At 70.8% G+C, this 24,992-nt stretch carries 25 protein-coding genes; 21 read left to right on the forward strand and 4 right to left on the reverse strand.

The genetic code is table 11. The annotated features are described in order from the left end of the window. Positions 1-4 precede the first annotated feature (4 nt). Positions 5-538 (reverse strand): YbhB/YbcL family Raf kinase inhibitor-like protein, encoded by a 534-nt coding sequence (locus tag LWP59_RS39070; protein ID WP_144636780.1) that lies wholly within the window; start codon positions 536-538, stop codon positions 5-7. A gap of 144 nt (positions 539-682) precedes the next feature. Between LWP59_RS39070 and LWP59_RS39075 the strand changes: the two genes are divergently transcribed. The 5 genes from LWP59_RS39075 to LWP59_RS39095 all read left to right on the forward strand — a co-directional run bounded on the left by LWP59_RS39075 (position 683) and on the right by LWP59_RS39095 (position 5,712). Then, positions 683-1,345 carry a DUF4097 family beta strand repeat-containing protein gene (locus tag LWP59_RS39075; RefSeq protein ID WP_144636782.1) on the forward strand — a complete coding sequence of 221 codons (663 nt, stop codon included), beginning with the start codon at positions 683-685 and terminating at the stop codon, positions 1,343-1,345. 169 nt (positions 1,346-1,514) lie between these two features. Beyond that, a complete protein-coding gene (dnaK, locus tag LWP59_RS39080; RefSeq protein ID WP_144636784.1) occupies positions 1,515-3,371 on the forward strand; it encodes a molecular chaperone DnaK in 1,857 nt (618 codons plus the stop codon). Next, positions 3,368-4,072: a nucleotide exchange factor GrpE gene (gene grpE, locus LWP59_RS39085; RefSeq protein ID WP_144636786.1), complete on the forward strand. Its 705-nt coding sequence runs from the start codon at positions 3,368-3,370 to the stop codon at positions 4,070-4,072. Before dnaK ends, grpE begins: the two co-directional genes overlap by 4 nt. Before the next feature lie 30 nt (positions 4,073-4,102). Next, complete coding sequence (gene dnaJ / locus LWP59_RS39090; RefSeq protein WP_144636787.1) at positions 4,103-5,284, forward strand: molecular chaperone DnaJ; 1,182 nt, start codon at positions 4,103-4,105, stop codon at positions 5,282-5,284. After that, positions 5,284-5,712: a heat shock protein transcriptional repressor HspR gene (locus tag LWP59_RS39095; protein ID WP_191334794.1), complete on the forward strand. Its 429-nt coding sequence runs from the start codon at positions 5,284-5,286 to the stop codon at positions 5,710-5,712. The genes dnaJ and LWP59_RS39095 overlap by 1 nt, the downstream gene beginning before the upstream one ends. A 32-nt stretch (positions 5,713-5,744) precedes the next feature. Here the strand turns inward: LWP59_RS39095 and LWP59_RS39100 are convergent, their stop codons facing one another. Further along, positions 5,745-6,443: a dienelactone hydrolase family protein gene (locus LWP59_RS39100; protein ID WP_191334793.1), complete on the reverse strand. Its 699-nt coding sequence runs from the start codon at positions 6,441-6,443 to the stop codon at positions 5,745-5,747. A 17-nt stretch (positions 6,444-6,460) separates the two neighbouring features. Then, positions 6,461-7,633 carry a globin domain-containing protein gene (locus tag LWP59_RS39105; RefSeq protein ID WP_186383169.1) on the reverse strand — a complete coding sequence of 391 codons (1,173 nt, stop codon included), beginning with the start codon at positions 7,631-7,633 and terminating at the stop codon, positions 6,461-6,463. Between the two features lie 334 nt (positions 7,634-7,967). Here LWP59_RS39105 and LWP59_RS39110 point away from each other — a divergent pair, with 334 nt between their 5' ends. The 10 genes from LWP59_RS39110 (at position 7,968) to LWP59_RS39155 (ending at position 18,792) form a co-directional block, all read left to right on the forward strand. After that, the gene (locus LWP59_RS39110; protein ID WP_144636791.1) at positions 7,968-8,423 is read left to right on the forward strand and encodes a MarR family winged helix-turn-helix transcriptional regulator; all 456 of its coding nucleotides are present in this window, start codon (positions 7,968-7,970) and stop codon (positions 8,421-8,423) included. A gap of 127 nt (positions 8,424-8,550) precedes the next feature. Beyond that, on the forward strand, positions 8,551-10,539 hold the full coding sequence (gene efeU, locus LWP59_RS39115; protein ID WP_144636793.1) for an iron uptake transporter permease EfeU: 1,989 nt from the start codon (positions 8,551-8,553) through the stop codon (positions 10,537-10,539). Further along, positions 10,539-11,729: an iron uptake transporter deferrochelatase/peroxidase subunit gene (gene efeB, locus LWP59_RS39120; RefSeq protein ID WP_144636795.1), complete on the forward strand. Its 1,191-nt coding sequence runs from the start codon at positions 10,539-10,541 to the stop codon at positions 11,727-11,729. The genes efeU and efeB overlap by 1 nt, the downstream gene beginning before the upstream one ends. A 101-nt stretch (positions 11,730-11,830) precedes the next feature. Then, positions 11,831-14,422 carry an ATP-dependent chaperone ClpB gene (clpB, locus tag LWP59_RS39125; protein ID WP_144636796.1) on the forward strand — a complete coding sequence of 864 codons (2,592 nt, stop codon included), beginning with the start codon at positions 11,831-11,833 and terminating at the stop codon, positions 14,420-14,422. 127 nt (positions 14,423-14,549) lie between these two features. Then, on the forward strand, positions 14,550-15,254 hold the full coding sequence (locus LWP59_RS39130; protein ID WP_144636798.1) for a type III secretion system chaperone family protein: 705 nt from the start codon (positions 14,550-14,552) through the stop codon (positions 15,252-15,254). Then, the gene (locus tag LWP59_RS39135; protein ID WP_144636800.1) at positions 15,251-16,015 is read left to right on the forward strand and encodes an SDR family NAD(P)-dependent oxidoreductase; all 765 of its coding nucleotides are present in this window, start codon (positions 15,251-15,253) and stop codon (positions 16,013-16,015) included. Before LWP59_RS39130 ends, LWP59_RS39135 begins: the two co-directional genes overlap by 4 nt. A gap of 35 nt (positions 16,016-16,050) precedes the next feature. Beyond that, the gene (gene pyrE / locus LWP59_RS39140) at positions 16,051-16,614 is read left to right on the forward strand and encodes an orotate phosphoribosyltransferase (RefSeq protein ID WP_144636802.1); all 564 of its coding nucleotides are present in this window, start codon (positions 16,051-16,053) and stop codon (positions 16,612-16,614) included. A 127-nt stretch (positions 16,615-16,741) separates the two neighbouring features. Continuing rightward, entirely contained in the window at positions 16,742-17,131 is a 390-nt protein-coding gene (locus LWP59_RS39145) for a DUF2784 domain-containing protein (RefSeq protein ID WP_186383170.1), read from the forward strand. Positions 17,132-17,145: 14 nt separating this feature from the next. Next, a complete protein-coding gene (locus LWP59_RS39150; RefSeq protein ID WP_144636804.1) occupies positions 17,146-17,799 on the forward strand; it encodes a TrmH family RNA methyltransferase in 654 nt (217 codons plus the stop codon). 9 nt (positions 17,800-17,808) lie between these two features. Then, positions 17,809-18,792: a glycoside hydrolase family 76 protein gene (locus LWP59_RS39155; protein WP_144636806.1), complete on the forward strand. Its 984-nt coding sequence runs from the start codon at positions 17,809-17,811 to the stop codon at positions 18,790-18,792. On the opposite strand, the gene LWP59_RS39160 is transcribed toward LWP59_RS39155, so the two are convergent. After that, positions 18,774-19,790, reverse strand: coding sequence for a LacI family DNA-binding transcriptional regulator (locus LWP59_RS39160; RefSeq protein WP_144636808.1), 1,017 nt, complete (start codon positions 19,788-19,790; stop codon positions 18,774-18,776). The two genes, LWP59_RS39155 and LWP59_RS39160, sit on opposite strands and share 19 nt — an antisense overlap. A gap of 112 nt (positions 19,791-19,902) precedes the next feature. On the opposite strand from LWP59_RS39160, the gene LWP59_RS39165 reads away from it, so the two are divergent. From LWP59_RS39165 to LWP59_RS39190, 6 genes are all read left to right on the forward strand, one after another. Then, positions 19,903-20,910: a substrate-binding domain-containing protein gene (locus tag LWP59_RS39165; RefSeq protein WP_144636810.1), complete on the forward strand. Its 1,008-nt coding sequence runs from the start codon at positions 19,903-19,905 to the stop codon at positions 20,908-20,910. Next, entirely contained in the window at positions 20,907-21,896 is a 990-nt protein-coding gene (locus LWP59_RS39170; protein ID WP_144636812.1) for an ABC transporter permease, read from the forward strand. The genes LWP59_RS39165 and LWP59_RS39170 overlap by 4 nt, the downstream gene beginning before the upstream one ends. Positions 21,897-21,967: 71 nt before the next feature. Further along, a complete protein-coding gene (locus tag LWP59_RS39175; protein ID WP_144636814.1) occupies positions 21,968-22,777 on the forward strand; it encodes an ATP-binding cassette domain-containing protein in 810 nt (269 codons plus the stop codon). Further along, complete coding sequence (locus LWP59_RS39180; RefSeq protein WP_144636816.1) at positions 22,774-23,607, forward strand: PfkB family carbohydrate kinase; 834 nt, start codon at positions 22,774-22,776, stop codon at positions 23,605-23,607. The genes LWP59_RS39175 and LWP59_RS39180 overlap by 4 nt, the downstream gene beginning before the upstream one ends. Beyond that, complete coding sequence (locus tag LWP59_RS39185) at positions 23,604-24,239, forward strand: nucleoside/nucleotide kinase family protein (protein WP_144636818.1); 636 nt, start codon at positions 23,604-23,606, stop codon at positions 24,237-24,239. The genes LWP59_RS39180 and LWP59_RS39185 overlap by 4 nt, the downstream gene beginning before the upstream one ends. Next, positions 24,236-24,976 carry an SDR family oxidoreductase gene (locus tag LWP59_RS39190; protein ID WP_144636820.1) on the forward strand — a complete coding sequence of 247 codons (741 nt, stop codon included), beginning with the start codon at positions 24,236-24,238 and terminating at the stop codon, positions 24,974-24,976. The genes LWP59_RS39185 and LWP59_RS39190 overlap by 4 nt, the downstream gene beginning before the upstream one ends. Positions 24,977-24,992 lie beyond the last annotated feature (16 nt).

The raw sequence follows: 24,992 nt of genomic DNA on the forward strand, positions 1-24,992 counted from the left end.
GGCGTCAGCCCTTGTTCTCGTAGACCGGCACGATGGCCGCGCGGGCGAGGGTGTGGCCGAACAGGTTGAAGCCCAGGAAGGCCGGGGTGGCGTCCTCCGGGATCTCCAGCGACTCCACGTCCACGGCGTGCACCGTGATGAAGTAGCGGTGCGGCCCGTGCCCGGGCGGCGGAGCGGCGCCGAGGAACTGCTTCACGCCGCCGTCGTTCTTCAGGGTGACCGCGCCCGCGGGCAGGCCGCCGGTGCTCGCGCCCGCGGCCAGCTCGGTGACCGAGGCCGGGATGTTGAACACGGCCCAGTGCCAGAACCCGCTCGCGGTCGGGGCGTCGGGGTCGTACACCGTGACGGCGAAGCTCCTGGTCTCCGCCGGGAAGCCCTCCCACGCCAGGTGCGGGGACCGGTCCTCGCCACCGGGCACGCCGAAGATGCCGCTCAGGTGCGGCGCGTCCAGGGTCCGGCCGTCGCCGACGTCGTCGCTGCGCAGCGTGAAGCCGGGCACCTGGGGCAGGAAGTCATAGGGGTTGGGTGGCTGGGCCATCGATCCTCCTTGTCGGCGAACAAGATCGAGTCTGAGAGTAGGTAGGGGACACCCCAGGGTCGAACCGGGGGCGTTCCCTGATGTCGTCCAGTCCTACCCGGTCCTAGCCTCGTCCGCACAGGAAAGCTGACTGGGGAGGACGCAATGGGCAGGACGGCACTCGCGATCGGCGGACTGGTCCTGATCAGCGCGGGGATCGCGATCGGGGTCGGCTGGTGGTGGCCGAGCACGGCCGAGGCGGACCACCAGGTCGCCGGCCCCGTCGCCGGCGTCCGGCTCGACACCGCCTCCGGCGACGTCCGGATCACCGCGCGGGACGTGGGCACGACCTCGATCCACGAGCGCTTCCACTACAACGGCTCCCGGCCCGACGCGGCGTACCGGCTCGACGGCACCCAGCTGGTGCTCGCCGGCTGCGGGCACGACTGCATCGTGGACTACGAGGTCGTCGTCCCGCGCGGCGCGACGGTCAGCGGCAGCTCGAAGTCCGGCGACCTGCTGCTCGAAGGCGTGCTCGGCACGGATGTGACGAGCAACTCGGGCAACGTCCGGGTCGAGGACGCGGCAGGGCCGGTCAGGGCGCACGCGAACTCCGGTGACATCGAGATCGGCCTCGCCAGCCCGCAGGACGTGCACGCCGACGCCAACAGCGGCGACGTCACGCTGACCGTGCCGAGCGACCGCTACCGGGTCCAGGCGCGGACCAACTCGGGCGACCAGGAGATCGACGTCGCGACCGATCCGGCGGGCCCGCACCTGCTCGACCTGGAGGCCAACAGCGGCGATGTGAAGGTCCGCCACGCCTGAGGGAACAATCCCCCGGGACCGCTCGTTGGACTGGCAGAAAGGTTGAGCGCGCCCGGCTCAAGTCTGGTTTGACGAGAGTGGGAAGCACGAGATAGAACTTGAGTGACTCCCGCTCAAGGCGGGCGCGAACACCGCAGCTCAAGCAGCGTATACCAGGAGGAGAACCACCATGGCGCGAGCGGTCGGCATCGACCTCGGCACGACCAACTCGGTCGTCGCCGTCCTTGAGGGCGGCGAGCCGACGGTCATCGCCAACTCCGAAGGCTCCCGGACCACCCCGTCGATCGTCGCCTTCGCCAAGAACGGCGAAGTGCTGACCGGGCAGCCCGCGAAGAACCAGTCCGTGACCAACGTCGACCGCACCATCCGGTCGGTCAAGCGGCACATCGGCACGGACTGGAAGACCGAGATCGACGGCAAGACCTACACGTCGCAGGAGATCAGCGCGCGCGTGCTGATGAAGCTCAAGCGCGACGCGGAGTCCTACCTCGGCGAGGAGATCACGGACGCGGTCATCACCGTTCCGGCGTACTTCGAGGACGCCCAGCGCCAGGCCACCAAGGAGGCCGGCCAGATCGCGGGCCTGAACGTCCTGCGCATCGTCAACGAGCCCACCGCCGCCGCCCTGGCCTACGGCCTGGACAAGGGCGAGAAGGAGCAGACCATCCTGGTCTTCGACCTCGGTGGTGGCACCTTCGACGTCTCGCTGCTGGAGATCGGCGAGGGCGTCGTCGAGGTCCGCGCCACCAGCGGTGACAACCACCTCGGTGGTGACGACTGGGACGAGCGGATCGTCAAGTGGCTCGTCGACAAGTTCAAGGCCTCGCACGGCATCGACCTGACCAAGGACCGGATGGCGTTGCAGCGCATCCGCGAGGCGGCGGAGAAGGCCAAGATCGAGCTGTCCAGCTCGAACAGCGCCAGCATCAACCTGCCGTACATCACCGTGGACGCGGACAAGAACCCGCTGTTCCTGGACGAGACCCTGTCGCGGGCGGAGTTCCAGCGGATCACCGCGGACCTGCTCGACCGCACCAAGGCGCCGTTCAACAACGTCATCCGCGACGCGGGCATCTCGGTCGGCCAGATCGACCACGTGGTGCTCGTCGGCGGTTCCACCCGGATGCCGGCCGTTTCCGACCTGGTCAAGGAGCTGACCGGCGGCAAGGAGCCGAACAAGGGCGTGAACCCGGACGAGGTCGTCGCGGTCGGCGCGGCGCTGCAGGCCGGTGTGCTCAAGGGTGAGGTCAAGGACGTCCTGCTGCTCGACGTGACCCCGCTGTCGCTGGGCATCGAGACCAAGGGCGGGGTGTTCACCAAGCTCATCGAGCGCAACACGACCATCCCGACCAAGCGCTCCGAGATCTTCTCCACGGCGGACGACAACCAGCCGTCGGTGCAGATCCAGGTGTTCCAGGGCGAGCGTGAGATCGCGGCGCACAACAAGAAGCTCGGCATGTTCGAGCTGACCGGGCTGCCCCCGGCCCCGCGTGGCGTGCCGCAGATCGAGGTCACCTTCGACATCGACGCCAACGGCATCGTGCACGTGACCGCGAAGGACCTCGGCACCAACAAGGAGCAGTCGATGACGATCACCGGCGGCTCCGCGCTGCCGAAGGACGACATCGACCGCATGGTCAAGGACGCCGAGGCGCACGCCGAGGAGGACAAGAAGCGCCGCGAGGAGGCGGAGACCCGCAACCAGGCGGAGACGCTGGTCTACCAGACCGAGAAGTTCGTCAAGGACAACGACGACAAGCTGCCCGAGGACATCAAGGGCAAGGTCAAGACCGCGATCGACGAGGCCAACGAGGCGCTCAAGGGCACCGACACCGCGGCGATCTCCGCGGCGATCGAAAAGCTGAACACGGCTTCGCAGGAGCTGGGCACCGCGCTGTACGCGAACGCGCAGCAGGCCGGCGGCGACGCCGGTGCCGCGGGCGCCGAGGGTGCCGAGGGCGGTTCCGCCAAGCCCGAGGACGACGTGGTCGACGCCGAGATCGTGGACGAGGACGAGAAGAAGTGACCGGGAAGCACTCGTACGAGGCCAAGGAACAGGAGCGGGAGGCCGCCGAGCCTGTGGTGGTGAGGGATCGTCGCAAGATCGACCCGGAGACCGGCCAGGTGCGCGAGCAGCCGGCGCCGGCCGCCGAGGAGGCCCCCGAGGGCCCCCCGGGGCCGAGCCTCGGGGAGTCCATTGTGGACGACTCGGTCGGCGTCCAGTCGGACGTCGAGAAGCAGCTCGCCGAGCGCACGGCCGACCTGCAGCGGCTCCAGGCGGAGTACGCCAACTACCGCAAGCGGGTGGACCGCGACCGCGAGGCCGTCGTCGTCGGGGCGAAGGCCTCGGTGGTGAACGACCTGCTGCCGCTGCTCGACGACCTCGAGCGCGCCGAGCAGCACGGCGATCTCACCGGCGCGTTCAAGGCGGTGGCGGACAAGCTCGTCGCGAGCCTGCAGCGGTCCGGTCTCGAGTCGTTCGGCGCGGAGGGCGAGCCCTTCGACCCGAGCGTGCACGAGGCGGTGCAGCACAGCACCTCGCCCGAGGTCGCGGGCCCGACGGTGACCACGGTCCTGCGCCGTGGCTACCGCTTCGGCGACCGCACGCTGCGGGCGGCGCTGGTCGGGGTGACCGACCACGAGCCGGGCGGTGCGCCGCCGGCGGTCGACGCGCCGATCGAGGGCGAACTGCCGGTGGAGCAGCTGTCGGATGAGAACCAGCAGTAACAGGTCCTACGCGAAGGGAGGGGACGTCCGGTGAGTGCACGGGAGTGGATCGGCAAGGACTTCTACCGCGAACTGGGCGTCTCCTCCGAGGCGTCGCAGGACGAGATCAAGAAGGCCTACCGCAAGCTCGCGCGGGAGAACCACCCGGACGCGAACCCTGGCAACGCGGCGGCCGAGCAGAAGTTCAAGGCCGTCTCCGAGGCCTACGGCGTGCTGTCGGACCCGGCCAAGCGCAAGGAGTACGACGAGGCACGACGGCTGTTCGGCGCCGGTGCCGGCCCGGGAACCTTCAACTTCCCCGGTGGCGGCGGTTCGGGTTCGTTCGACATGGGCGACCTGTTCGGCCAGACCGCCGGTGCGGGCAACGCGGGTGGTTTCGGGGGGCTCGGCGACATCCTGGGCGGCCTGTTCGGCCGCCGTGGTGGTGCCGCCGGCGCGACGAGCACCCGCGCGCAGCGGGGCGCGGACGTCGAGACCGACGTCCGGATCGACTTCGCCGAGGCGGTCAAGGGCGCGACCCTGCCGCTGCGGCTGTCGAGCCCGGCCACCTGCAAGACCTGTGGCGGCAACGGCGCCAAGCCCGGCACCAGCCCGCGGACCTGCCCGGTCTGCGCGGGGTCGGGCCTGGTCAGCCGGAGCCAGGGGGCGTTCGCGTTCTCCGAGCCGTGCCGGGAGTGCCGGGGCCGCGGCAAGATCATCGACGACCCGTGCCCCGAATGCGGTGGCGAGGGCATCAGCACCCAGACCAGGACGCTGACCGTGCGGGTGCCCGCGGGGGTCGACGACAACCAGCGGATCCGGCTGGCAGGCCAGGGCGAGCCGGGCCGGGGCACCGCCTCGGCAGGTGACCTCTACGTCCGGGTGCACGTCACGCCGCACCCGGTGTTCGGCCGGTCCGGCAACGACCTGACGATCACGGTCCCGGTCAGCTTCCCGGAGCTGACGCTGGGTGCGACGATCACGGTGCCGACGCTGGAGAGCAAGGTCTCGCTGAAGGTGCCGCCCGGCACGAACAACGGCCGGGTGCTGCGCGTGCGCGGCAAGGGCATCGTCAAACGCGACGGCACCAAGGGTGACCTGCTGGTGACCCTGCAGGTGGCCGTGCCGTCCCGGGTGGACGGGCCGGAGAAGCAGGCGCTCGAAGCGCTCGCGGAGGCGTCGGCGAAGCACGATCCCAGGCCGGAGATCACGGAGATGCTCAAGGAGCGGTGATGGCTTTCGGTGGGTTGCCCCACGGGGCGGACGAGGACACCCCGGTCTTCGTGATCTCGGTGGCCGCGCAGCTGTCCGGACTGCACGCGCAGACCCTGCGCGCCTACGACCGGCAGGGGCTCGTCTCGCCCGGCCGCACCGCGGGCGGCGGGCGGCGGTACTCGATGCGGGACATCGCGTTGCTGCGCGAGGTGCAGCGGCTGTCCCAGGAGTCCGGCGTCAACCTGGCCGGGATCAAGCGGATCATCGAGCTGGAGAACCAGGTCGACGCGCTGCGTTCCCGGATCGGTGAGCTCACCGAGGAGCTGGCCGCCGCGTACGCCGCCGCCGAGCAGGCGGCGGCCGCGGTGCACGCCTCCTACCGGAAGGACCTGGTGCCGATCCGGCACGAGACGTCGCTGGTGGTCTGGAAGCCCAAGCGCAGGTAGCGCGCTGAAGAAGGGGCGGTACCGCCCCTTCTTCAGCGCAGGTGCTGGGCGAAGAACGCGAGCACGCGGCGCCAGGCGTCCTCACTGGACTCGCGGTGGTAGCCCACCCCGGCGTACCGGGCCAGCACGTTCAGCGGCCCGAGGTGGAACTGGTTCGCGAAGCTGTGCCCGGCTTCGGGGTACTCCTTGACGTCGTGCGGGATGCCGCGCTCGGCGAGCTCCTTCTCGAGCTGCGCCGCCGTGCCCTTGAGCGACGGGTCCCGCTTGCCGAAGCTCGCCACCACCGGGCATGCACCGTCCAGAATGGACAGATCCTTCGGCAGCTGCCCGTAGTAGGGCGCGGAAACGTCGAAGCCCTGCGTCGCCGCGACGAGCGCGAAGCCGCCGCCCATGCAGAACCCGACGACGCCGACCTTCCCCGAGCAGTCCGCTCGCTGCGCGAGCAGGCCGCGCGCGGCGGAGATGTCGTCGAAGGCGCGGCCCTGCGCCGTCGCCAGCTCCTTGAACACGGTCTTCACGCAGCGCACGAAACCGCCGCGTGAGTACAGGTCCGGGCACAGCGCGAGGTATCCCGCGGTCGCGAACCGGTCGGTGATGTTGCGTGCGTCCTCGGTCAGGCCCACCGCGTCGTGGACGACCACGACGCCCGGCCACGGCGGCTCGCCGGAGACCTCTTTCTGGGGCTCGGCCAGGTAACCGCGAATCGTTCCGTCCGGCACAGAGATGTCCATGCGGCCAGAGGCTACCGTCAGTCGATGGTGAACGGGTCGTAGCGGATCTGGTCCAGCGCCGTGCCCGCGACGAGCATGCGCGACACCGTCGCCCGGATCATCGCCGGGGAGCCCGACACCAGGACGTCGTGGCCCGGCCAGGCGCCGTGGCGGGTGACGACGTCCGCGAGCGTGCCCTGTTCGCAACCGGCCAGGCCCGGCCCGCCCTCGATCACCGGCGTCACCGTCAGCCAGGGGTTGCAGCTGGCCATCATCCGCAGGCCTTCGAGCGCGTAGAGGTCTTCGCGGGTGCGGCCGCCGTAGAACAGCCGGACCTTCGGGTTCTCGCCCCACTGCGCCAGGTCGTCGAGCATCGCCTGCAGCGGCGCGACACCGGTGCCGCCTGCCACCATCAGCACGTCCCGCCCGGACTCACGGTCGACGTGCAGCCGGCCGAGCGGCGGCCCGAACCGCCACACGTCGCCCTTCTGCGTGTGGCTGACGATCGCGCGCGAGACCCAGCCGCCGTCGACCGCGCGGACGTGGAACTCCAGCGAGCCGTCCTCACGCGGCGCCGTGGCCGGGGACAGGTACCGCCACAGCCGCGGCCGCTGCGGCACCTCGACGCTCAGGTACTGGCCGGCGCGGAACGGGATCGGGGACTCGGGCTCGACCCGCACCATCGCCAGGTCCCAGCTCAGCCGCCGGTGGTCGGCGACGATCGCGGACCAGCTGGCCGGGTTGGTGTCGGAGGCGGCCGCCTCCTGCATCTGCCGGGCGATGATCGTGAACGCCTCGGCCCAGGCGCGCTCGACCTCCGGCGTCCAGTCGGGGCCGAGCTGGGTGCGCATCGCGAACAGCAGCGCGGTGCCGATCGCCTCGTAGTGCTTGGGGATCACGCCGAACTTGCGGTGGTCACGACCGAGCTGGCGCAGGAACGGGACGAGGTCGTCGGGCTGGTCCACCATCTGCACGACGTGCACCAGCGCCCGCACCATCCGGTTGCGCTGCACCTCCATGTTGATCGGGAAGAAGTCGCGCGTGGCCGGGGCGAGGGTGAAGAGCATGCCGTAGAAGAACTGTGTCACTTCCGGTAGATACGGCTCCGCCTTGGTCCAGGAGTCCTGGATGAGCCGCACCATGGCGGTGACGGCTGGCGGCGCCTCCCGGTGGACGGACCGGGGGACGGGACTGACGGGTTCGGCGGTCATCTGTTTCGGGGTGCTCCGGGGTGCGCGTTGATGCTCGGACTCGATTATTCACGAACGCGCAATAGCAGGGCCCCTACGCGCAGAACCAGGCCACAGGGGTCGTCACTGCGTGAAATGATCACGAATATTCCACCCCATTCAGTCAAGCGTAATCCGGAAAGGAGGACGCCATTGGATCGCAGAGTAACGGCTTCTCGGCCTATTGCCTCTATAGTTGCTCCGTCCGGGTGGTTAGTCGGACGACGACCGAGTGGTCCGGCTCACGCGACTGATAGTTGTTTCATGCAACTACTATACGTATAGTTGTATGTGACAACCAATCAGGAGGCGTCCCATGAGTCTGAGCGAGCACGCCGGGATCGAGCTCCTGCGGCAGCTGCGGGTCGCGGGCCAGCTGCAGCATGCCTGGGTCACCTACTCGTGGCAGCGCGGCGAGCCCGGGCTGCACCCCGCCGCCGCGATGCTGCTGAGCGACCTCGCCCTCAACGGCGAGTCCCGCCCGTCCGAGCTGGCCAAGCGCAAGATGGTCGACGTGTCGGTGATCAGCAGGCAGATCGCGCAGCTGGTCGCCTCCGGGCTCGTCGAGCGCAGGCCGGCCCCCGAGGACGGCCGCGCGGCGCTGGTGCGCGTCTCCGAGCAGGGCGAGACCGAGCTCAAGCGCTGGCGCGAGAGCTACCTGGAGCTGGTCCGGACCGCGCTGAGCGACTGGACCGAGGAAGAGGTCGCGGCACTGACGACCCGGCTGGCGTCGATGAACGACGCGATGCGCCGGACCGTCGGGGAGAAGTGAGTGTTTCGTCCATAACACCCGAAATGTGGTGTGATCCGCATGAACAAGGGATGCCTACCCTATTTTTCTGGGCTCCGGCGCGCCTAAAGTAAGGCTAACCAGAGTCCGGAACCTGAGGGAGTAGCACGTGTGGGCCGACGGCGTCCCGAACCTGCTGATCGGGCTGCGTGAAGGGCTCGAAGCAGGGTTGGTGGTGAGCATCCTGCTCGCCGCACTCCGCCGCAGCGACGGCAAGGCTTCCACCTCGCCCATCTGGCTCGGCGTGCTCGCGGCGGTCATGCTCGCCGCCGGGTTCGGCGCCGTGCTCACCTTTTCGCGGTCCGAGCTGTCGACCACCGCGCAGGAGTCGTTCGGCGGGGTGCTCAGCCTCGTCGCCGTCTGCCTCGTCACCGCGATGGTGTTCTGGATGCGCCGGACCGCCCGCAGCCTGTCGGGCGAGCTCTCGGCGAAGGTCAGCGGCGCCGCGGCGATCGGCGCCGGCGCGCTCGCGATGACAGCCTTCCTCGCCGTCGGCCGCGAAGGCCTCGAGACCGCGTTGTTCCTGTGGACGACCGTTCAGGCCGCCGGCGAGTCGACGGCCCCACTGGTCGGCGCGGCACTGGGCATCGCGATCGCCGCGCTGCTGTGCTGGCTGCTCTACCGCAGCGCGATCCGGATCAACCTCGGCAAGTTCTTCTCCCGCACCGCCGTGCTGCTGGTCGTGATCGCCGCCGGGGTGCTCGCCTACGGCCTCGGCGACCTGCAGGACGCCGGTCTGCTGCCGGGCCGCGGCTGGCTCGCCTTCGACCTGTCGGGGTCGATCTCCGTGGACACCTGGTGGGTCACCCTCATCCGCGGCGTCACGAACCTCACGCCCACGATGACCTGGCTGCAGGTCGTCGCCTACCTGGTCTACCTCGCTGTCGTGCTCACGATGTTCTTCGGCCGCAAGTCCGTCGCCGCGCCGGTGCGGACCGAGCGGGTGCGCAAGCCGGTCAAGCGCTGGGTGTGGGTGACCGCCGCCATCGCCGTCCCGCTCGTCGCGGCCGGGGTGTTCGCGCTCGTCGTGCCGTCCTCGCAGGCGAACGCCCGGCAGGTGACGATCACCGCGTCCGCCTGCGCGCCCGACTTCACGGCGCTGACCGCCGGGTCGCAGGAGTTCACCGTGGTCAACAAGTCCGGCCGCAGCGGCGAGATCTACCTCGTCCGTGCCGGCGACGGCGGGGTGATCGGCGAGCTGGAGGGCCTCGGCCCCGGGACCCGGCGGAGCATGCCCGCGGACCTGCCCGCCGGTGAGTACGCCTGGCGCTGCGAGATGTCCGGCGCGCCCGAACAGCTGTCGGCGACCGTCGCCGCGACCGGTGCGGGTGGCGCCGCGCCGCCGGTGGTGCTGCCGGTGTCCGAGCAGGACCTCGACGGCCCGCTGAAGCAGTACCAGGACTACGTCGCGCCGCAGCTGGCCACGCTGGCCGGCCAGGTGGACACCTTGCGCGGCGCGATCGCGGCCGGGAACGTCGACGCCGCCAAGGCGGCCTGGTTGCCCGCGCAGCTGACCTGGGAGCAGGTCGGCGCCGCCTACGGCAGCTTCGGCGACCTCGCCGACGCGATCGACGGCCAGCCGGACGGGCTCCCCGGCGGCGTCGCCGACCAGGACTTCGCGGGTCTGCGGCGGATCGAGTACGGCCTGTGGCACGGGCAGGGCGCGGCCACCCTCGGCCCGATCGCCGACAAGCTGGCGCAGGACGTCGCGGCCCTGCGGCAGCAGCTGCCGACGATCACCGCCGACCCGGCCGACCTGCCGGTCCGCGCGCACGAGATCCTCGAAGACGCCTTGCGCGACAAGCTGACCGGCATGTCCGACCAGGGCGCGGGCTCGGGTTACCAGGAGACACTCGCCGACGTGGCCGGCACCCGGGTCGTGCTCGGCGAGCTGGCCCCGCTGATCGACAAGCGGCGCCCACAGCTCGTCGCCACCGCGAAGACCGAGCTCGACACCCTCGAACAGACGCTGCGGGCGACCACCGGCACGCCCGAGACCGCACCGCTGACCCAGCGCCAGCACGTGAACGCGGCGATCGGCCAGGTGCTGGAAACACTTTCCCTCGTCCCCGACCTTCTCGAGATCAGGCAGAGTTGATGGACATCTCCAGGCGCAGGTTCCTGCAGGGCACGGGTGCGGGAGTCGCGGGCACCGCGCTCGCCGGCGGGCTGGTGGCGGCCGGCGCGTACGCCGACGACCGGTCGAAGGGCACCGAGACCGTCGCGCAGAGCTTCGCGTTCCACGGCGCGAACCAGGCCGGCGTGTTCACCCCGCAGCAGGCGGCCGCCACCTTCGCCGCCTTCGACGTGACCGCCGCCGACCGGGCCGGGCTGGTGGACCTGTTCCGGACGCTGACCGAGCGAGCGCGGTTCCTCACCTCCGGCGGCACCCCGCAGGACCTCGGCGTCGGCTCGCCGCCGTCGGACAACGCGATCCTCGGGCCCGACGTGCCCGCCGACGGACTGACCGTGACGGTGTCAGTCGGCTCGTCGCTGTTCGACGACCGCTACGGCCTCGCCGCGAAGAAGCCCGCGAAGCTCAAGCCGATGCAGACGTTCCCGGACGACTCGCTCGACCCGAAGTGGTGCCACGGCGACCTGATGCTGCAGCTGTGCGCGAACAACGCCGACACCGTGCAGCACGCGCTGCGCGACATCGCCAAGCACACCCGCGGCGGGATGCAGCTGCGCTACCGGATCAACGGCTTCCACTCCCAGCCGCGCCCGTCCGGCACGCCGCGGAACCTGATGGGCTTCAAGGACGGCATCTCCAACCCGCTGGAGACGGACAACCTGATCTGGACCCCGGACGGCGGCTCGTACCAGGTCGTGCGGATCATCCGGATGCTCGTCGAGTTCTGGGACCGGGTGTCGATCACCGAGCAGGAGAACATGTTCGGCCGCAAGCGCGACAGCGGCGCCCCGCTGGACGGCGCGGCCGAGACCGACACCCCGGACTTCGCCGCCGACCCCGAGGGCAAGACGATCCCGCTCGACTCGCACATCCGGCTGGCGAACCCGCGCACGACCGAGTCCGCGCCGAGCCGGCTGCTGCGGCGCGGGTACAACTACGATCTGGGCGTCGACCTCAACGGCAACCTCGACGTGGGACTCGTCTTCTGCTGCTACCAGCAGGACCTGGAGCGGCAGTTCGAGGCGGTGCAGACCCGGCTGGCCGGGGAGCCGCTGGCCGACTACATCCAGCCCTACGGCGGCGGTTACTTCTACGCCCTACCGGGGGTGCGGGACGCGCAGGACTGGTTCGCCAGGAGCTTAACCAGCGTCTAGCCAGACTTGAGCGGAACACACTCAACTTTTCTGACGTTGTGCATAGCGACGGCCGCGGGTGAAGGCTGTCACCAGGACAGACGTTCGACATGGAGTGTGGGATGGACGCTTTCAACCCGACGACGAAGACCCAGCAGGCGATCTCGTCGGCGGCGCAGGCGGCGACCGTGGCGGGCAATCCGAGCATCGCCGCGGCGCACCTGCTGGGCGCACTGCTCGCGCAGGGCGACGGCATCGCCGGGCCGCTGCTGACCGCCGTGGGCGCCGACCCGGCGCAGGTGCGCAAGGAGCTGGAGCCGATCACCAACGGGCTGCCCTCGGCCACCGGCGCGACGGTGTCCACCCCGCAGTTCGACACCAACGCGCTCAAGGCGCTGACGCACGCGCAGAAGCTCGCGACCGAGATGGGAGACGAGTTCGTCTCGACCGAGCACCTGCTGGTCGGCCTCGCCGCGGAGGGCGGCCAGGTCGCCGACCTGCTCAAGCGCCACGGCGCGACGGCCGACGCGCTGCGCGAGGCGTTCGCGAACGTGCGCGGCTCGGCCCGGATCACCAGCCCCGACCCGGAGGGCACCTTCAAGGCGCTGGAGAAGTACGGCTTGGATCTCACAGCCCGAGCCCGATCCGGCGAGCTGGACCCGGTCATCGGGCGCGACACCGAGATCCGCCGCGTGGTGCAGGTGCTGTCGCGGCGCACCAAGAACAACCCCGTGCTGATCGGCGAGCCGGGCGTCGGCAAGACCGCGATCGTGGAGGGCCTCGCCCAGCGCATCGTGGCCGGTGACGTGCCGGAGTCGTTGCGCGGCAAGCGGGTCGTCGCGCTGGACCTCGGTTCGATGGTCGCCGGCGCGAAGTACCGCGGTGAGTTCGAGGAGCGGCTGAAGGCCGTCCTCAAGGAGATCACCGACTCGGCGGGCCAGGTCATCACGTTCATCGACGAGCTGCACACGATCGTCGGCGCCGGTGCCACCGGCGAGGGTGCGATGGACGCGGGCAACATGATCAAGCCGATGCTCGCCCGCGGCGAGCTGCGGATGGTCGGCGCGACCACGCTCGACGAGTACCGCCGGCACATCGAGAAGGACGCCGCGCTGGAGCGGCGCTTCCAGCAGGTGCTGGTCGGCGAGCCGTCGGTCGAGGACACCATCGGCATCCTGCGTGGCCTCAAGGAGCGCTACGAGGTGCACCACGGCGTCCGGATCACCGACGCCGCGCTGGTGTCGGCCGCGACGCTGTCCGACCGCTACATCACCGCCCGCTTCCTGCCGGACAAGGCGATCGACCTGGTCGACGAGGCCGCGTCCCGGCTGCGGATGGAGATCGACTCCCGGCCCGTCGAGATCGACGAGGTGGAGCGTGCCGTGCGGCGGCTGGAGATCGAGGAGATGGCGCTCGAGAAGGAAGAGGACGTCGCCTCGAAGGAGCGCCTCGCCGCGCTGCGCGCCGAACTGGCCGAGAAGCGCGAGGAGCTGTCCGCGCTGACCGCGCGCTGGCAGAACGAGAAGGGCTCGATCGAGAAGGTCCGTGACCTCAAGGAGCAGCTGGAGCAGCTGCGCGGCGAGGCCGACCGGGCCGAGCGCGACGCCGACCTCGGCCGCGCCGCGGAGCTGCGCTACGGCAAGATCCCGGCGCTGGAGAAGGAGCTGGAGGCCGCGCAGGCGACCACGGACGACCGTGCCGAGGTGATGCTCAAGGAGGAGGTCGGCAGCGATGACGTCGCCGACGTCGTCAGCGCCTGGACCGGTATTCCGGCGGGCCGGCTGCTGGAGGGCGAGACCGGCAAGCTGCTCCGGATGGAGGAGGAGCTCGGCAGGCGCGTCGTCGGACAGCAGGAGGCCGTCACGGCGGTATCGGACGCGGTGCGCCGCACCCGTGCGGGTGTCGCGGACCCGGACCGGCCGACCGGCTCGTTCCTGTTCCTCGGCCCGACCGGTGTCGGCAAGACCGAGCTGGCCAAGGGCCTGGCGGAGTTCCTGTTCGACGACGAGCGGGCGATCACCCGGATCGACATGAGCGAGTACTCCGAGAAGCACTCGGTGGCCCGCCTGGTCGGTGCGCCGCCCGGCTACGTCGGCTACGACCAGGGCGGCCAGCTGACCGAGGCCGTCCGGCGCCGGCCGTACTCGGTGGTGCTGCTGGACGAGGTCGAGAAGGCGCATCCCGACGTGTTCGACGTGCTGCTGCAGGTCCTCGACGACGGGCGGCTGACCGACGGCCAGGGCCGCACGGTCGACTTCCGCAACACCATCCTGGTGCTGACGTCGAACCTGGGCTCGCAGGCCATCGCGGACGCCTCGCTCGACGAGCGGCAGCGGCGGGACGCGGTGCTGTCGACGGTGCAGCGGCACTTCAAGCCGGAGTTCCTCAACCGGCTGGACGACATCGTGGTGTTCCACTCGCTCGACACCGAGCAGCTGACCTCCATTGTGGACATCCAGGTCGACCGGCTGGGCAAGCGCCTCGCGCAGCGGCGGCTGACCCTGGACGTCACGCCGGGCGCCCGGGAATGGCTGGCGCTCAACGGGTTCGACCCGATCTACGGCGCTCGTCCGCTCCGCCGGCTGGTGCAGTCGGCGATCGGCGACCAGCTGGCGAAGAAACTGCTGGCCGGCGAGATCCGCGACGGCGACACCATCCGCGTCGACATCCCGGACCTCGAGGCCGGCAGCGCGCTGACGGTGGAACGGGCCTGACGGAAAACGGTTTCACGGGGCCGGGAGGCAGCACGCCGCCCGGCCCCGTCTGCCGTGCACACGAATGGGTCAGTCCGACACGGCCCGCTGACCTTGGCTCGTCAGGTGCGAGCGATACCCTGGGCCGGTGGGTATTCCAGCGTGGGTCTGGTTCGTCATCGCCGCCATCGCACTGGTGGTCGGCCTCGTGCTGCTCGCCGCCGACCGGACCAGAGAAGGGTCCCGCAACCGGGAGCGCATGCGGTGGGCCGACCTGCGCGGATGGCAGTTCGTCGAGGAGGACGAGCGGCTGGCCAAGCAGTGGTCCGGCGGCGCGCTCGGCTACTTCGGCGCGGAGGCGGCGGTCAACGTCGTCGCCGGCTCGACGTTCACCTCCGACGGCCGCCGCCCGGTGTTCGTGTTCGACATCGAGGCCGACGGGCAGATCCCGGCCGTCGTGGTCGCCGTGCGCTGCAACCGCGCGCACCCGGCACTGGTCGAGCTGTGGCTGGCGAGCGTGCCGTTCCAGCGCGCGGACATGCCCGAACTGCTCGGTCCCGTCGGCCAGCGCTACGCGTTCGCCGACGACCCGGAGGCCGCACGCCGCGTGATCACCCAGGAGCTGGTCGACGCCGCGGACGCACTCGGCGGTGACGTCGGCGTCGCCTGGCTGGAGAGCGAGTGGGTGCTGGCCAGCGCGGCGCCGCAGGCAGGCCCGTCGCGGCTCGAGCGGCTGCTGCGCGACCTCGGCGAGATCGCCGACATCGTCGACCCTTTCGATGAGGACACCGGGCCCGGCGGACGGCACTGGCAGCCCCAGACCCCCGGCGCCGCCCAGCAGGGCCCGGCGTGAGCACCGCGCTCGTGACCGGTGCGTCCTCCGGTCTCGGCGCGGCCTTCTCCCGGCAGCTGTCCCGCGAGGGCTACGACCTGGTGCTCGTCGCGCGGGACAAGGCGCGGCTGGAAGCCGTCGCGGCGGAGCTGTCGGAGCGGCACGGCGTCACGGTGACCGTGCTCCCCGCGGACCTCGCCACCACGGACGGCCGCGCGGTCGTCGAGGACAGGCTCGCGAAGGACCCGCCTGCCCTGCTGGTCAACAACGCCGGGCTGGGGCTCGCGGGCGAGCTGTGGACCGCCTCCCCCGAGGACCTGCAGCGCCAGCTCGACGTCAACGTCACCGCCGTGCTGCGGCTGACCCGCGCGGTGCTGCCCGGCATGATCGAACGGGGCTCCGGCGACATCCTCAACGTGTCGAGCGTGGCGGGGTTCTTCTCCGGCCGCGGCTCCACGTACACCGCGAGCAAGAACTGGGTCACGGCCTTCACCGAGGGCATCGCGGCCGCGCTGCCGCCCGGCGTGCGGATGACGGCGCTGTGCCCCGGCTTCGTGCACACCGAGTTCCACCAGCGCGCCGGGCTGGCGAAGGCGGGCCCGAAGGTCTTGTGGCTCAGCGCCGACCGGGTGGTCGCGGACGGGCTGGCCGATCTGCGCAGGGGCAGGATCATCTCGATCCCGAGCCTGCAGTACAAGCTGATCGTGGCGCTCGGCGGGCTCGCCCCGCGCAGCCTGATCAGGCGGATCAGCGGGCTCGTGGCGGGACGCGACCGCACCTGACCGGTTCTGTCGGGGGCGTGTGTAAGACTTCTGTCGTGGCGAAACCGGGGATTGACCAAGACGCGAAACTGGAACTGGCTCGGCTGGTCACGGACCTGTCCGTGGTGCACGGCAAGGTCACGCTCTCCTCGGGCAAGGAAGCCGACTACTACATCGACCTGCGGCGCGCGACGCTGCATCACGCGGCGGCCCCCCTCATCGGCACCCTGTTGCGGCAGCTGACCGCCGACTGGAGCTACGTCGCCGTCGGCGGGCTGACGCTCGGCGCCGACCCGGTCGCCACGGCGATGCTGCACTCCGCCGCGTGTGACGGGATGGTGCTCGACGCGTTCGTGGTCCGCAAAGCGACCAAGCAGCACGGCATGCAGCGGCTGATCGAGGGCATCGAGGTCTCCGGGCAGCGGGTGCTCGCGGTCGACGACACCTCCACCACGGGCGCGAGCGTGCTGACCGCCGTCGAAGCGCTGCGCGAGGCCGGCGCCACGGTGGTCGGCGTCGCGACTGTGGTCGACCGGGACACCGGGGCCCGCGAGGCGATCGAGAAGGAAGGCCTGCCGTACCGGTATCTGCTGACGGCGGACGACCTCGGCCTGGCCTGACCGGGCAACCGTTTCCGCCCTTTTCGGGCGGCCCGGTTGATCAAGCGTCACATCTCCAAGTCGACCTTTCTCAGGGAACCCGGAGTAACCTCAGATGTGAGGGGACCGTGAAAGGGGGAGGTCACAGGTGTCGACGGCAAGAGTACTGGCGGATCTGACCGTCGGTATCCACGTGCTGGCGCTGCTGTACATCGGCCTCGGCGGTTTTCTCGCCTGGCGCTGGCCCAAGAGCATCTTCGTGCACGTCTTCTTCGCGCTCTGGGGCGTGGCGGTCAACGTCTTCCCCATTTCGTGCCCGCTGACCGCGCTCGAGGACTACTTCCGCAGCCTGCAGGGGCTCGGCCCGCTGCCCGGGGGTTTCAACGCCTACTACATCTACGGCACCGTGTTCCCGCGGTCGCTGCTGCCGCTGATCGCGCTGACGGCGCTGGCGGTGCTGGCGTTCTCCTACGTCGGTGCGTGGATCCGCTACCGCAACCGCGATGACGCACCGACGCACCAGGTCCGCCAGGCCTGAGCGAAAATCACCGGGTGGAGCTGGATGAGGCCGGGCCGACCGAGTGGACCGCCCGGGAAGAGGTCGGCGTCGGCCCATGGCCGGGCGAGTGGCCCTCGGACGAGCGGTACGACCCTGAACTGTTGCGAGAAGGCGACCGGCGCAACGTCGTCGACGCGTACCGCTACTGGCGGCGCGAGGCGATCGTCGCGGACGTCGACCGGCGGCGGCATCCCTTCCACGTAGCCATCGAGAACTTCCAGCACGACCACAACATCGGCACGGTGGTGCGCACCGCCAACGCCTTCGCCGCGGCCGCCGTGCACATCGTCGGGCGGCGGCGGTGGAACCGCCGGGGCGCGATGGTGACCGACCGGTACCAGCACCTCGAACACCATCCGGACATCGCGTCGCTGGCGGAGTTCGCGGCCGCGCGCGGGCTGGCTGTGGTCGCGGTGGACAACACACCGGGCGCCCAGCCGGTCGAGACGGTCGCGCTGCCCCGCGAGTGTGTGCTCCTGTTCGGACAGGAGGGGCCGGGGCTCTCGGCCGGGGCGCAGGAGGCCGCGTCGCTCGTCGTGTCCATCGCGCAGTTCGGCACCACCCGCTCGGTCAACGCCGGGGTCGCCGCGGGGATCGTCATGCACACCTGGGTCAGACAACATGCCGATCTGGCCCGGGCTTGGTGAAATGGGGCCATGTACCGGGAGTGGGCCGCCGCGGCGGAGCGGGCGATCGTGACGCGTCACCTGCGCCGGGTCTGGCTGCTGCCGGGCACCATCCTCGGCCGCAGCGGCTGGCCGCCGAGCTCGGACCAGCGGGTGCACTGGCACTGGAACTACTGGTGGCAGGCGCACCTGCTCGACTGCCTGATCGACGCCCAGCGGCGTGACCCGACGCCGGCCCGCGAGGCGACCATCGAACGGTTCCTCGCGTCGATCCGGTTGCGCAACTTCGGCCGGTGGACCAACGACTACTACGACGACATGGCCTGGCTCGGCCTGGCGATGCAGCGCGCGGGGCGCGACGTCGAGGTGATCCTCGCCGAGCTGCGCGGCGCGTGGACGCCGGAAGGCGGCGGGGGGATCTGGTGGCGTCGGAACGACCGGTTCAAGAACGCGCCCTCCAACGGCCCGGCCGCGATCCTGCACGCCCGCGTCGGTGAGCAGGACCGCGCGCGCGAACTGTTCGAATGGATGGACTCGACGCTCGTCGACCCGGACACCGGTCTGGTCTGGGACGGCTTGCGCGTGGACGACGGCGAGCTCGTCAAGGCGATTTACACCTACTGCCAAGGGGTCTTCCTCGGCACCTGCCTCGAACTGTCCGAAGTGGACGCCGCAGTGCGGACGGTGCGCGCGGTCGCCGAGCACTGCGCGCCTGGCGGTGTCCTGCGCGGGCAGGGCGGCGGCGACGGCGGACTGTTCGCCGGCATCCTGGCGCGCTACCTCGCGCTCGCCGCCCAGCGGCTGCCGGCGCCCGAAGGCGAGGTCGCCCGCGACCTCGTGCTCGGCTCCGCGCGGGCGTGCTGGGCAGGCGCGAGCGAGGCGCCCGGCGGCCCGCTGTTCAGCTCGGAGTGGTCGCGGCCAGCGCCGGACGAGGCGTCCCGCGACCTGTCCGTCCAGGTCGGCGCCTGGCTCCTGCTCGAAGCCGCCGCGACCCTTCAGCAGCCGCAGGAGTGACGGTGCATCAGTTTCGGTGCCAGCCGCAGGGTTTCCGGGCGGCGGTCCGGGTCGGCGATCCGGGCGAGCAGCAACCGCACGGCACGGCGGCCGATCTCCTCGGTCGGCTGCGCCATCGTCGTCAGCGGCGGGTCGACGAGATCCGCCCACTCGGCGTCGTCGTAACCGGCGATCGCGAACTCCCGTCCGACGCGCAGGCCGCGGCGCCGCGCCTCGTGCAGCACGCCGACCATCATCACGTCGTTCGCCACGACCAACGCGGTCGGCGGGTCCGACAGCTCCATCAGCCGGTGCAGCGCCGCCGCGCCGCCGTCCTTGGAGGACTGCCCGCTCACGACCAGCTCCGGCGTCCACGACAGGCCGCCGCGGCCGAGCCCCAGCCGGTAGCCGAGCGTGCGCTCCTCGCTGGTGCTCAGCCCGGGCGTGCCGCTGATGAGGCCGATCCGCCGGTGCCCGAGCGAGGCCAGGTGCTCGGTGAGCGCCGAGGTCGACTGGATGTTCTCCGCGCCGACCTGGTCCACGTCGGTCCGGGTGGTCAGCCGGTCGACCAGGACGACCGGCACGCCCAGTGACACCAGTTCGGTGATCACCGCACCGTCCCCGGGCGCGGGAGTCAGCAGCAGTCCGTCCACGCGACGCGAGCGAAGCGTGCGTACGGTGTCCTGCTCGGTGCCGACCGCGTCATGCGTGTCGGCGAGCAGAACCGTGTACCCCGCTGCCGCCGCTTCGCGCTCGACGGCCTGCATCAGCGCCGCGAAGTACGGGTTGGCGAGCAGGGAGATCGCGACGCCGATCGACCGGGTGCCACCGGTGACCAGCGACCGGGCGATCGCGTCGCCGGTGTAGCCCGTCTTCTCGATCGCCTGCAGCACCGCGGTCTTGGTCTCCGGCGCCACCGCGCGCGTCCCGTTCACCACGTGCGAGACCGTCGTGATGGACACCCCGGCCAGTTCAGCGATGTCCCGCTGGGTGGGCCTGGAAGACTTCTGCTGCGGCATCGACGGCTCCCGTTGACTCTTTGCGGCAAGCGTTTGCGCAAACGCTTGCGAGATCAGCATAGAGATCTCTACGGTCCGGGCAGCAAGGTCCCAGCCTCGATGGGGAGGTCCCGTGAGACACCGCAGTCTCCTGTGCCTGCTCGTGGCCGCCACACTGGCGGCGACCAGCGGGTGCACGGTCGAACGACACTGGGGTGGCAGCACCAGTGCCGGTGGCGGCGGCAAGGCCACGATCGGCCTGGTCACCAAGACCAACACGAACCCGTACTTCGTCGAACTGCGCAACGCCGCCGCCGCGGCCGCGCAGGCTCAGGGCGCCGACTTCGTCGCGCTCGCCGGTCAGTTCGACGGCGACAACGACGGCCAGGTCCGCGCGATCGAGAACCTCATGCAGCAGGGCGCGACGACGATCCTGATCACGCCGAACTCCTCCACCGGCGTGCTCGACGCGATCGACCGGGCCCGCAAGGCGGGGGTCATGGTGATCGCGCTCGACACCGCGACCGACCCGGCCAGTGCCGTCGACGCCACCTTCGCCACCGACAACGTCGCCGCCGGCCGTCAGCAGGGCCAGTACGTCAAGGCGGCGCTGGCCGGCGCCACGCCGAAGTTGATCATGATCGACGGAACCGCGGGCAGCACCGTGGACACCTACCGCCACAACGGTTTCCTCGAGGGCATCGGCCTGAAGGACGGCGACCCGGCGATCGTCGGCCGGGAGCCGGCGAACGGCGACCAGAGCACGGCGCAGCAGAAGATGGAGAACCTGCTGCAGCGCTCGAGCGACATCAACGCCGTCTACACGATGAACGAGCCGACGGCCCGCGGCGCCTTCGCCGCGCTGCAGGCCCGGAACCTGCAGGTCGTGATGGGCTCGATCGACGGCGGCTGCCAGGGCGTGGAGAACGTGCGCGACGGGCAGTACGCCGCGACGGTCATGCAGTTCCCGCGCAAGATGGCCGAGGAAGGCGTCGACGCGGCCGTCGCGTACGCGAAGACCGGCAAGAAGCCGAGCGGGTTCATCGACACCGGATCCGTGGTGATCACCGACAAGCCCATGCCCGGGGTGACCAGCCAGAGCACCGAATGGGGCCTGCAGAACTGCTGGGGGACGAAATGACCGCCGTGACTGCACAGGGTAGGCAGCGCGAGAGCCTCGGCGAGTTCTTCCTGCGCGCCCCGGCCGCCGGCCCCGCGCTCGCGCTCGTCCTCGCGATGATCGTGTTCTCGTTGTCCACCAGCAGGTTCCTCGAACTGGACAACCTGTCGCTGATGGTCAACCAGGCGCTGGTGGTCGGCACGCTCGCGCTCGGCCAGACGCTGATCATCCTCACCGCCGGCATCGACCTGTCCAACGCCTCGGCCATGGTGCTGGCCACACTGATCATGGCGAAGCTGTTCGCCGGCGGGATGCCCGGGGTGTTCGCGCTGATCATCGGCGTACTCGTGGCGGTCGGCATCGGGCTCGTGATCGGCTCGCTCGTCACGAAGGTCAAGCTGCCGCCGTTCATCGTGACGCTGGGCTTCTTCACCATGCTGACCGCGGCCGACAAGCTCGTCGCGAGCGGCCAGGCGGTGCCGGTCGCCGAGCACGGCGTACTCACCTGGCTGGGCAGCCAGCGCTACCTGTTCGGCGGCATCCCGGTCACCTACGGGATGACCGTGGCGCTGGTGATGTACCTGGTCGTGTGGTACTCGCTCACCCGCACGGCATGGGGCAAGCACGTCTACGCCGTCGGCGACAACGCCGAAGCCGCGCGGCTGTCCGGGATCAAGGTCAACCGCACGGTGATCTCGGTGTACGTCGTCGCCGGGATGATCTTCGGGATCGCCGCCTGGCAGGCGCTCGGCCGCATCCCCAACGCCGACCCGAACGCGTTCCAGCTGGGCAACCTGCAGTCGATCACCGCGGTCGTGCTCGGCGGCACCTCGCTGTTCGGCGGGCGTGGCTCTGTGCTCGGCACGATGGTCGGCGCGTTGATCGTGACTGTGCTCCAGTCCGGGCTGTCCCAGCTCGGTGTCGACTCGCTCTACCAGGACCTGGCGACCGGCGCCCTGGTCATCGCCGCCGTGACCGTCGACCGTCTCGCACGGAGGAAGTCATGACCGACAATCGCGAAGCCCCTGGCCACCACGGCCGACCGGGTGCGGGCGTCCCGCGAGACACGGAGGCAACGATGACCACGCCCACCCTTTCCGCGCGCGGGCTGGTCAAGCGCTACGGGCAGGTCACCGCGATCGACGGTGCCGACTTCGACCTCTACCCGGGCGAGGTGCTCGCCGTGGTGGGCGACAACGGCGCCGGCAAGTCCAGCGTGATCAAGGCGTTGTCGGGCGCGCTGGTGCCCGACGCGGGCGAGATCCGGGTGGACGGCAAGACCGTGCACTTCCGCACGCCGATCGACGCCCGCCGCTACGGCATCGAAACCGTGTACCAGGACCTGGCGCTGTCCCCGGCGCAGGACATCGCCTCGAACATGTTCCTGGGCCGCGAAATACGGCGCACCGGGCCACTCGGGCTGGTGCGCAAGCTCGACACCGCGAAGATGCGCAGCGAGGCCCAGCGCGTGCTCGACGAGCTGGACATCAAGATCAAGTCGATCACCCAGCCCGTCGAGACGCTTTCCGGTGGACAGCGCCAGGGCGTCGCGGTCGCGCGGGCGGCGGCGTTCGGCACCAAGGCCGTGATCATGGACGAGCCGACCGCGGCGCTCGGCGTGGCCGAGTCGGCGCAGGTGCTCGCGCTGATCAAGCGCATCCGCGAGCGTGGCCTGCCGGTGGTGCTGATCAGCCACAACATGCCGCACGTGTTCGAGATCGCCGACCGGATCCACGTGCACCGGCTCGGCAAGCGGGTCGCGGTGGTGTCACCGAAGACGACGTCGATGAACCAGGTCGTCGGGCTGATCACCGGCGCGCTGGAGCTCGACGACAAGGGCGAGGTGCGCGAGGTGGAGGCGGCTATCCACACGGGCCTGTCGGCATGACGGTCCTTCTCGCCGGGCTTTGCACGATCGACGTGGTGCAGCGGGTGGCCGAGCTGCCCGAGCCCGGCGAGAAGGTGCAGTCGCTGTCGGTGGACGTGGCCGCGGGCGGCCCGGCGACCAACGCGGCGGTGACGGTGGCGGCGCTGGGCGGGCACGCGCGGTTGCTCACGGTGCTGGGCGCGCATCCGCTCGCGGACCTCGCCCGTGCGGACCTTTCCGCGTACGGCGTCGACTTCGTGGACGTAGCACCGTCCTTTGTGGACCCGCCTGCGCTGAGTGCGGTCGCGGTCCGGGATCGCGACGGGGAGCGCACGGTGGTCTCGCGCAACGCGGCGCACAGTCCCACGGTGACAGGTACGCCGTGGGAGGCCGACGAGGTGCGCGCGGTACTGGTCGACGGCCATCATCCTGAGCTCGCGCTGGGCACGGCCCGCTGGGCGCGCTCGCGGGGAGTTCCGGTGGTGCTCGACGCGGGCAGCTGGAAGCCGGTGCTCGACGAGCTGCTGCCGCTGGTGGACATCGCGGCGTGCTCGGCGCATTTCCGCGCGCCCGCGCCGGATCTGCTCGACCGCGGGGTCGCCGCGGTGATCACGACCGCCGGACCGGAGCCGGTGCGCTGGCGGACGGCGACGGAGGCGGGCGAGGTGCCGGTTCCGGCGGCGGACGCGCGGGACACCCTCGGCGCGGGCGACGTCTGGCACGGCGCGCTCGCTTACGGTGTCGGAAGGTTCGAGCTGCCGGAGCTGATCCGGTTCGCCAACGAGGTGGCCGCGCAGCGGGTGCGGCATATCGGCCCACGGGCGTGGGTGCGGGAGATGGGAGTGCGATGACGTCGTTCGACGAGCTGCTGGAGCGCGCGGAGGCGCTGGTGGCGCGGGGTGGGCGGACCCTGCTCGGCATCGTGGGCGCACCCGCGTCGGGCAAGACCACGCTCGCCTGGGGGCTGGCGAACGCACTCGGCAACCGGGCCACGGTGGTCGGCATGGACGGGTTCCACCTCGCGCAGGTGGAGCTGCGGCGGCTGGGCCGGACCGAACGCAAGGGCGCGCCCGACACATTCGACGCGCACGGCTACGTGAACCTGCTGAGCAGGATCAAGGCCGCCCGCGCGACGGTGTACGCGCCCGAGTTCCGCCGGGAGATCGAGGAACCGATCGCGGGCGCGGTGCCCGTGTCGCAGGACGTGCCACTGGTCATCACCGAGGGCAACTACCTGCTGCTGGAGACCGAGCCGTGGCGTGAGGTGCGCGGGCTGCTCGACGAGGCGTGGTTCCTCGCGCCCGACGAGCACGACCGCGTCGAACGGCTCGTCACCCGGCACCGCCGGTACGGCCGGTCGCTGGTCGAGGCGCGGCAGCGGGCGCTGGGCAGCGACCAGCGCAACGCCGACTTGATCGGGCCGAGCGCGGCGCGGGCGGACCTCGTGCTGGAGAACATGCCGCTCGCGAACTTCGCCATATGATCCTCGTCGTGACCGGCGGGAGCCGGGGTATCGGCGCCGCCGTGTGTGCGATGGCGGCGGCTCGCGGGTACGACGTGGTGATCAACTATGCGTCCGACCGGGTGGCAGCCGACAACGTGGCCTGCCGGGTGCGCTCGCTGGGGCGGCAGGCGCTGACGGTGCGCGGTGATGTGGCCGTCGAGGAGGACGTGGCGGCGTTGTTCGACGCCGCGGCCGAGCTCGGACCGCTCGCCGGGATCGTCAACAACGCGGCGACCACCGGCAACACGCCAGGCCGGCTCGACGAGCAGAGCGCGGCGACGGTGAAGCGGGTGACGGACGTGAACCTCGGCGGCGTGTTCCTGTGCTGCCGGGAGGCCGTGCGCCGGATGTCGACGCGCTACGGCGGTTCGGGCGGGGTGATCGTGAACATCTCCTCGACGGCGGCGCGGACGGGTGCTGCTGGGGAATGGGTGCACTATGCGGCGACGAAGGCGGCGGTGGAGACGCTCACGGTCGGGCTGTCGCACGAGGTCGCGCGCGAGGACATCCGGGTGAACGCGGTCGCGCCGGGCTTGGTCGAGACGGGGCTGCACGAGGCGGCGGGGCTGCCGGACCGGCTGGAGCGGGTCGCGCCGACGATCCCGCTGGGGCGCGCGGGACAGCCGGAGGAGGTCGCGGAGGCGGTGCTCTGGCTGTTGTCGCCGGCGTCGTCGTACGTCACGGGCTCGGTGCTCACCGTGGGTGGAGGACGCTGAAGGTTGTCCACAGACT

Origin of the sequence: Amycolatopsis acidiphila (genome assembly GCF_021391495.1) — a bacterium.
In the GTDB taxonomy this organism is placed as follows: domain Bacteria; phylum Actinomycetota; class Actinomycetes; order Mycobacteriales; family Pseudonocardiaceae; genus Amycolatopsis_E; species Amycolatopsis_E acidiphila.

Bases quoted from the DNA above. Each gene is read 5' to 3' on its own strand.
- LWP59_RS39070 (WP_144636780.1), bottom strand. From the start codon at position 538: ATGGCCCAGCCACCCAACCCCTATGACTTCCTGCCCCAGGTGCCCGGC.
- LWP59_RS39075 (WP_144636782.1), top strand. From the start codon at position 683: ATGGGCAGGACGGCACTCGCGATCGGCGGACTGGTCCTGATCAGCGCG.
- dnaK (WP_144636784.1), top strand. From the start codon at position 1,515: ATGGCGCGAGCGGTCGGCATCGACCTCGGCACGACCAACTCGGTCGTC.
- LWP59_RS39095 (WP_191334794.1), top strand. From the start codon at position 5,284: ATGGCTTTCGGTGGGTTGCCCCACGGGGCGGACGAGGACACCCCGGTC.
- LWP59_RS39100 (WP_191334793.1), bottom strand. From the start codon at position 6,443: ATGGACATCTCTGTGCCGGACGGAACGATTCGCGGTTACCTGGCCGAG.
- LWP59_RS39105 (WP_186383169.1), bottom strand. From the start codon at position 7,633: ATGACCGCCGAACCCGTCAGTCCCGTCCCCCGGTCCGTCCACCGGGAG.
- LWP59_RS39110 (WP_144636791.1), top strand. From the start codon at position 7,968: ATGAGTCTGAGCGAGCACGCCGGGATCGAGCTCCTGCGGCAGCTGCGG.
- efeB (WP_144636795.1), top strand. From the start codon at position 10,539: ATGGACATCTCCAGGCGCAGGTTCCTGCAGGGCACGGGTGCGGGAGTC.
- clpB (WP_144636796.1), top strand. From the start codon at position 11,831: ATGGACGCTTTCAACCCGACGACGAAGACCCAGCAGGCGATCTCGTCG.
- LWP59_RS39155 (WP_144636806.1), top strand. From the start codon at position 17,809: ATGTACCGGGAGTGGGCCGCCGCGGCGGAGCGGGCGATCGTGACGCGT.
- LWP59_RS39160 (WP_144636808.1), bottom strand. From the start codon at position 19,790: ATGCCGCAGCAGAAGTCTTCCAGGCCCACCCAGCGGGACATCGCTGAA.
- LWP59_RS39170 (WP_144636812.1), top strand. From the start codon at position 20,907: ATGACCGCCGTGACTGCACAGGGTAGGCAGCGCGAGAGCCTCGGCGAG.
- LWP59_RS39175 (WP_144636814.1), top strand. From the start codon at position 21,968: ATGACCACGCCCACCCTTTCCGCGCGCGGGCTGGTCAAGCGCTACGGG.
- LWP59_RS39180 (WP_144636816.1), top strand. From the start codon at position 22,774: ATGACGGTCCTTCTCGCCGGGCTTTGCACGATCGACGTGGTGCAGCGG.
- LWP59_RS39185 (WP_144636818.1), top strand. From the start codon at position 23,604: ATGACGTCGTTCGACGAGCTGCTGGAGCGCGCGGAGGCGCTGGTGGCG.
- LWP59_RS39190 (WP_144636820.1), top strand. From the start codon at position 24,236: ATGATCCTCGTCGTGACCGGCGGGAGCCGGGGTATCGGCGCCGCCGTG.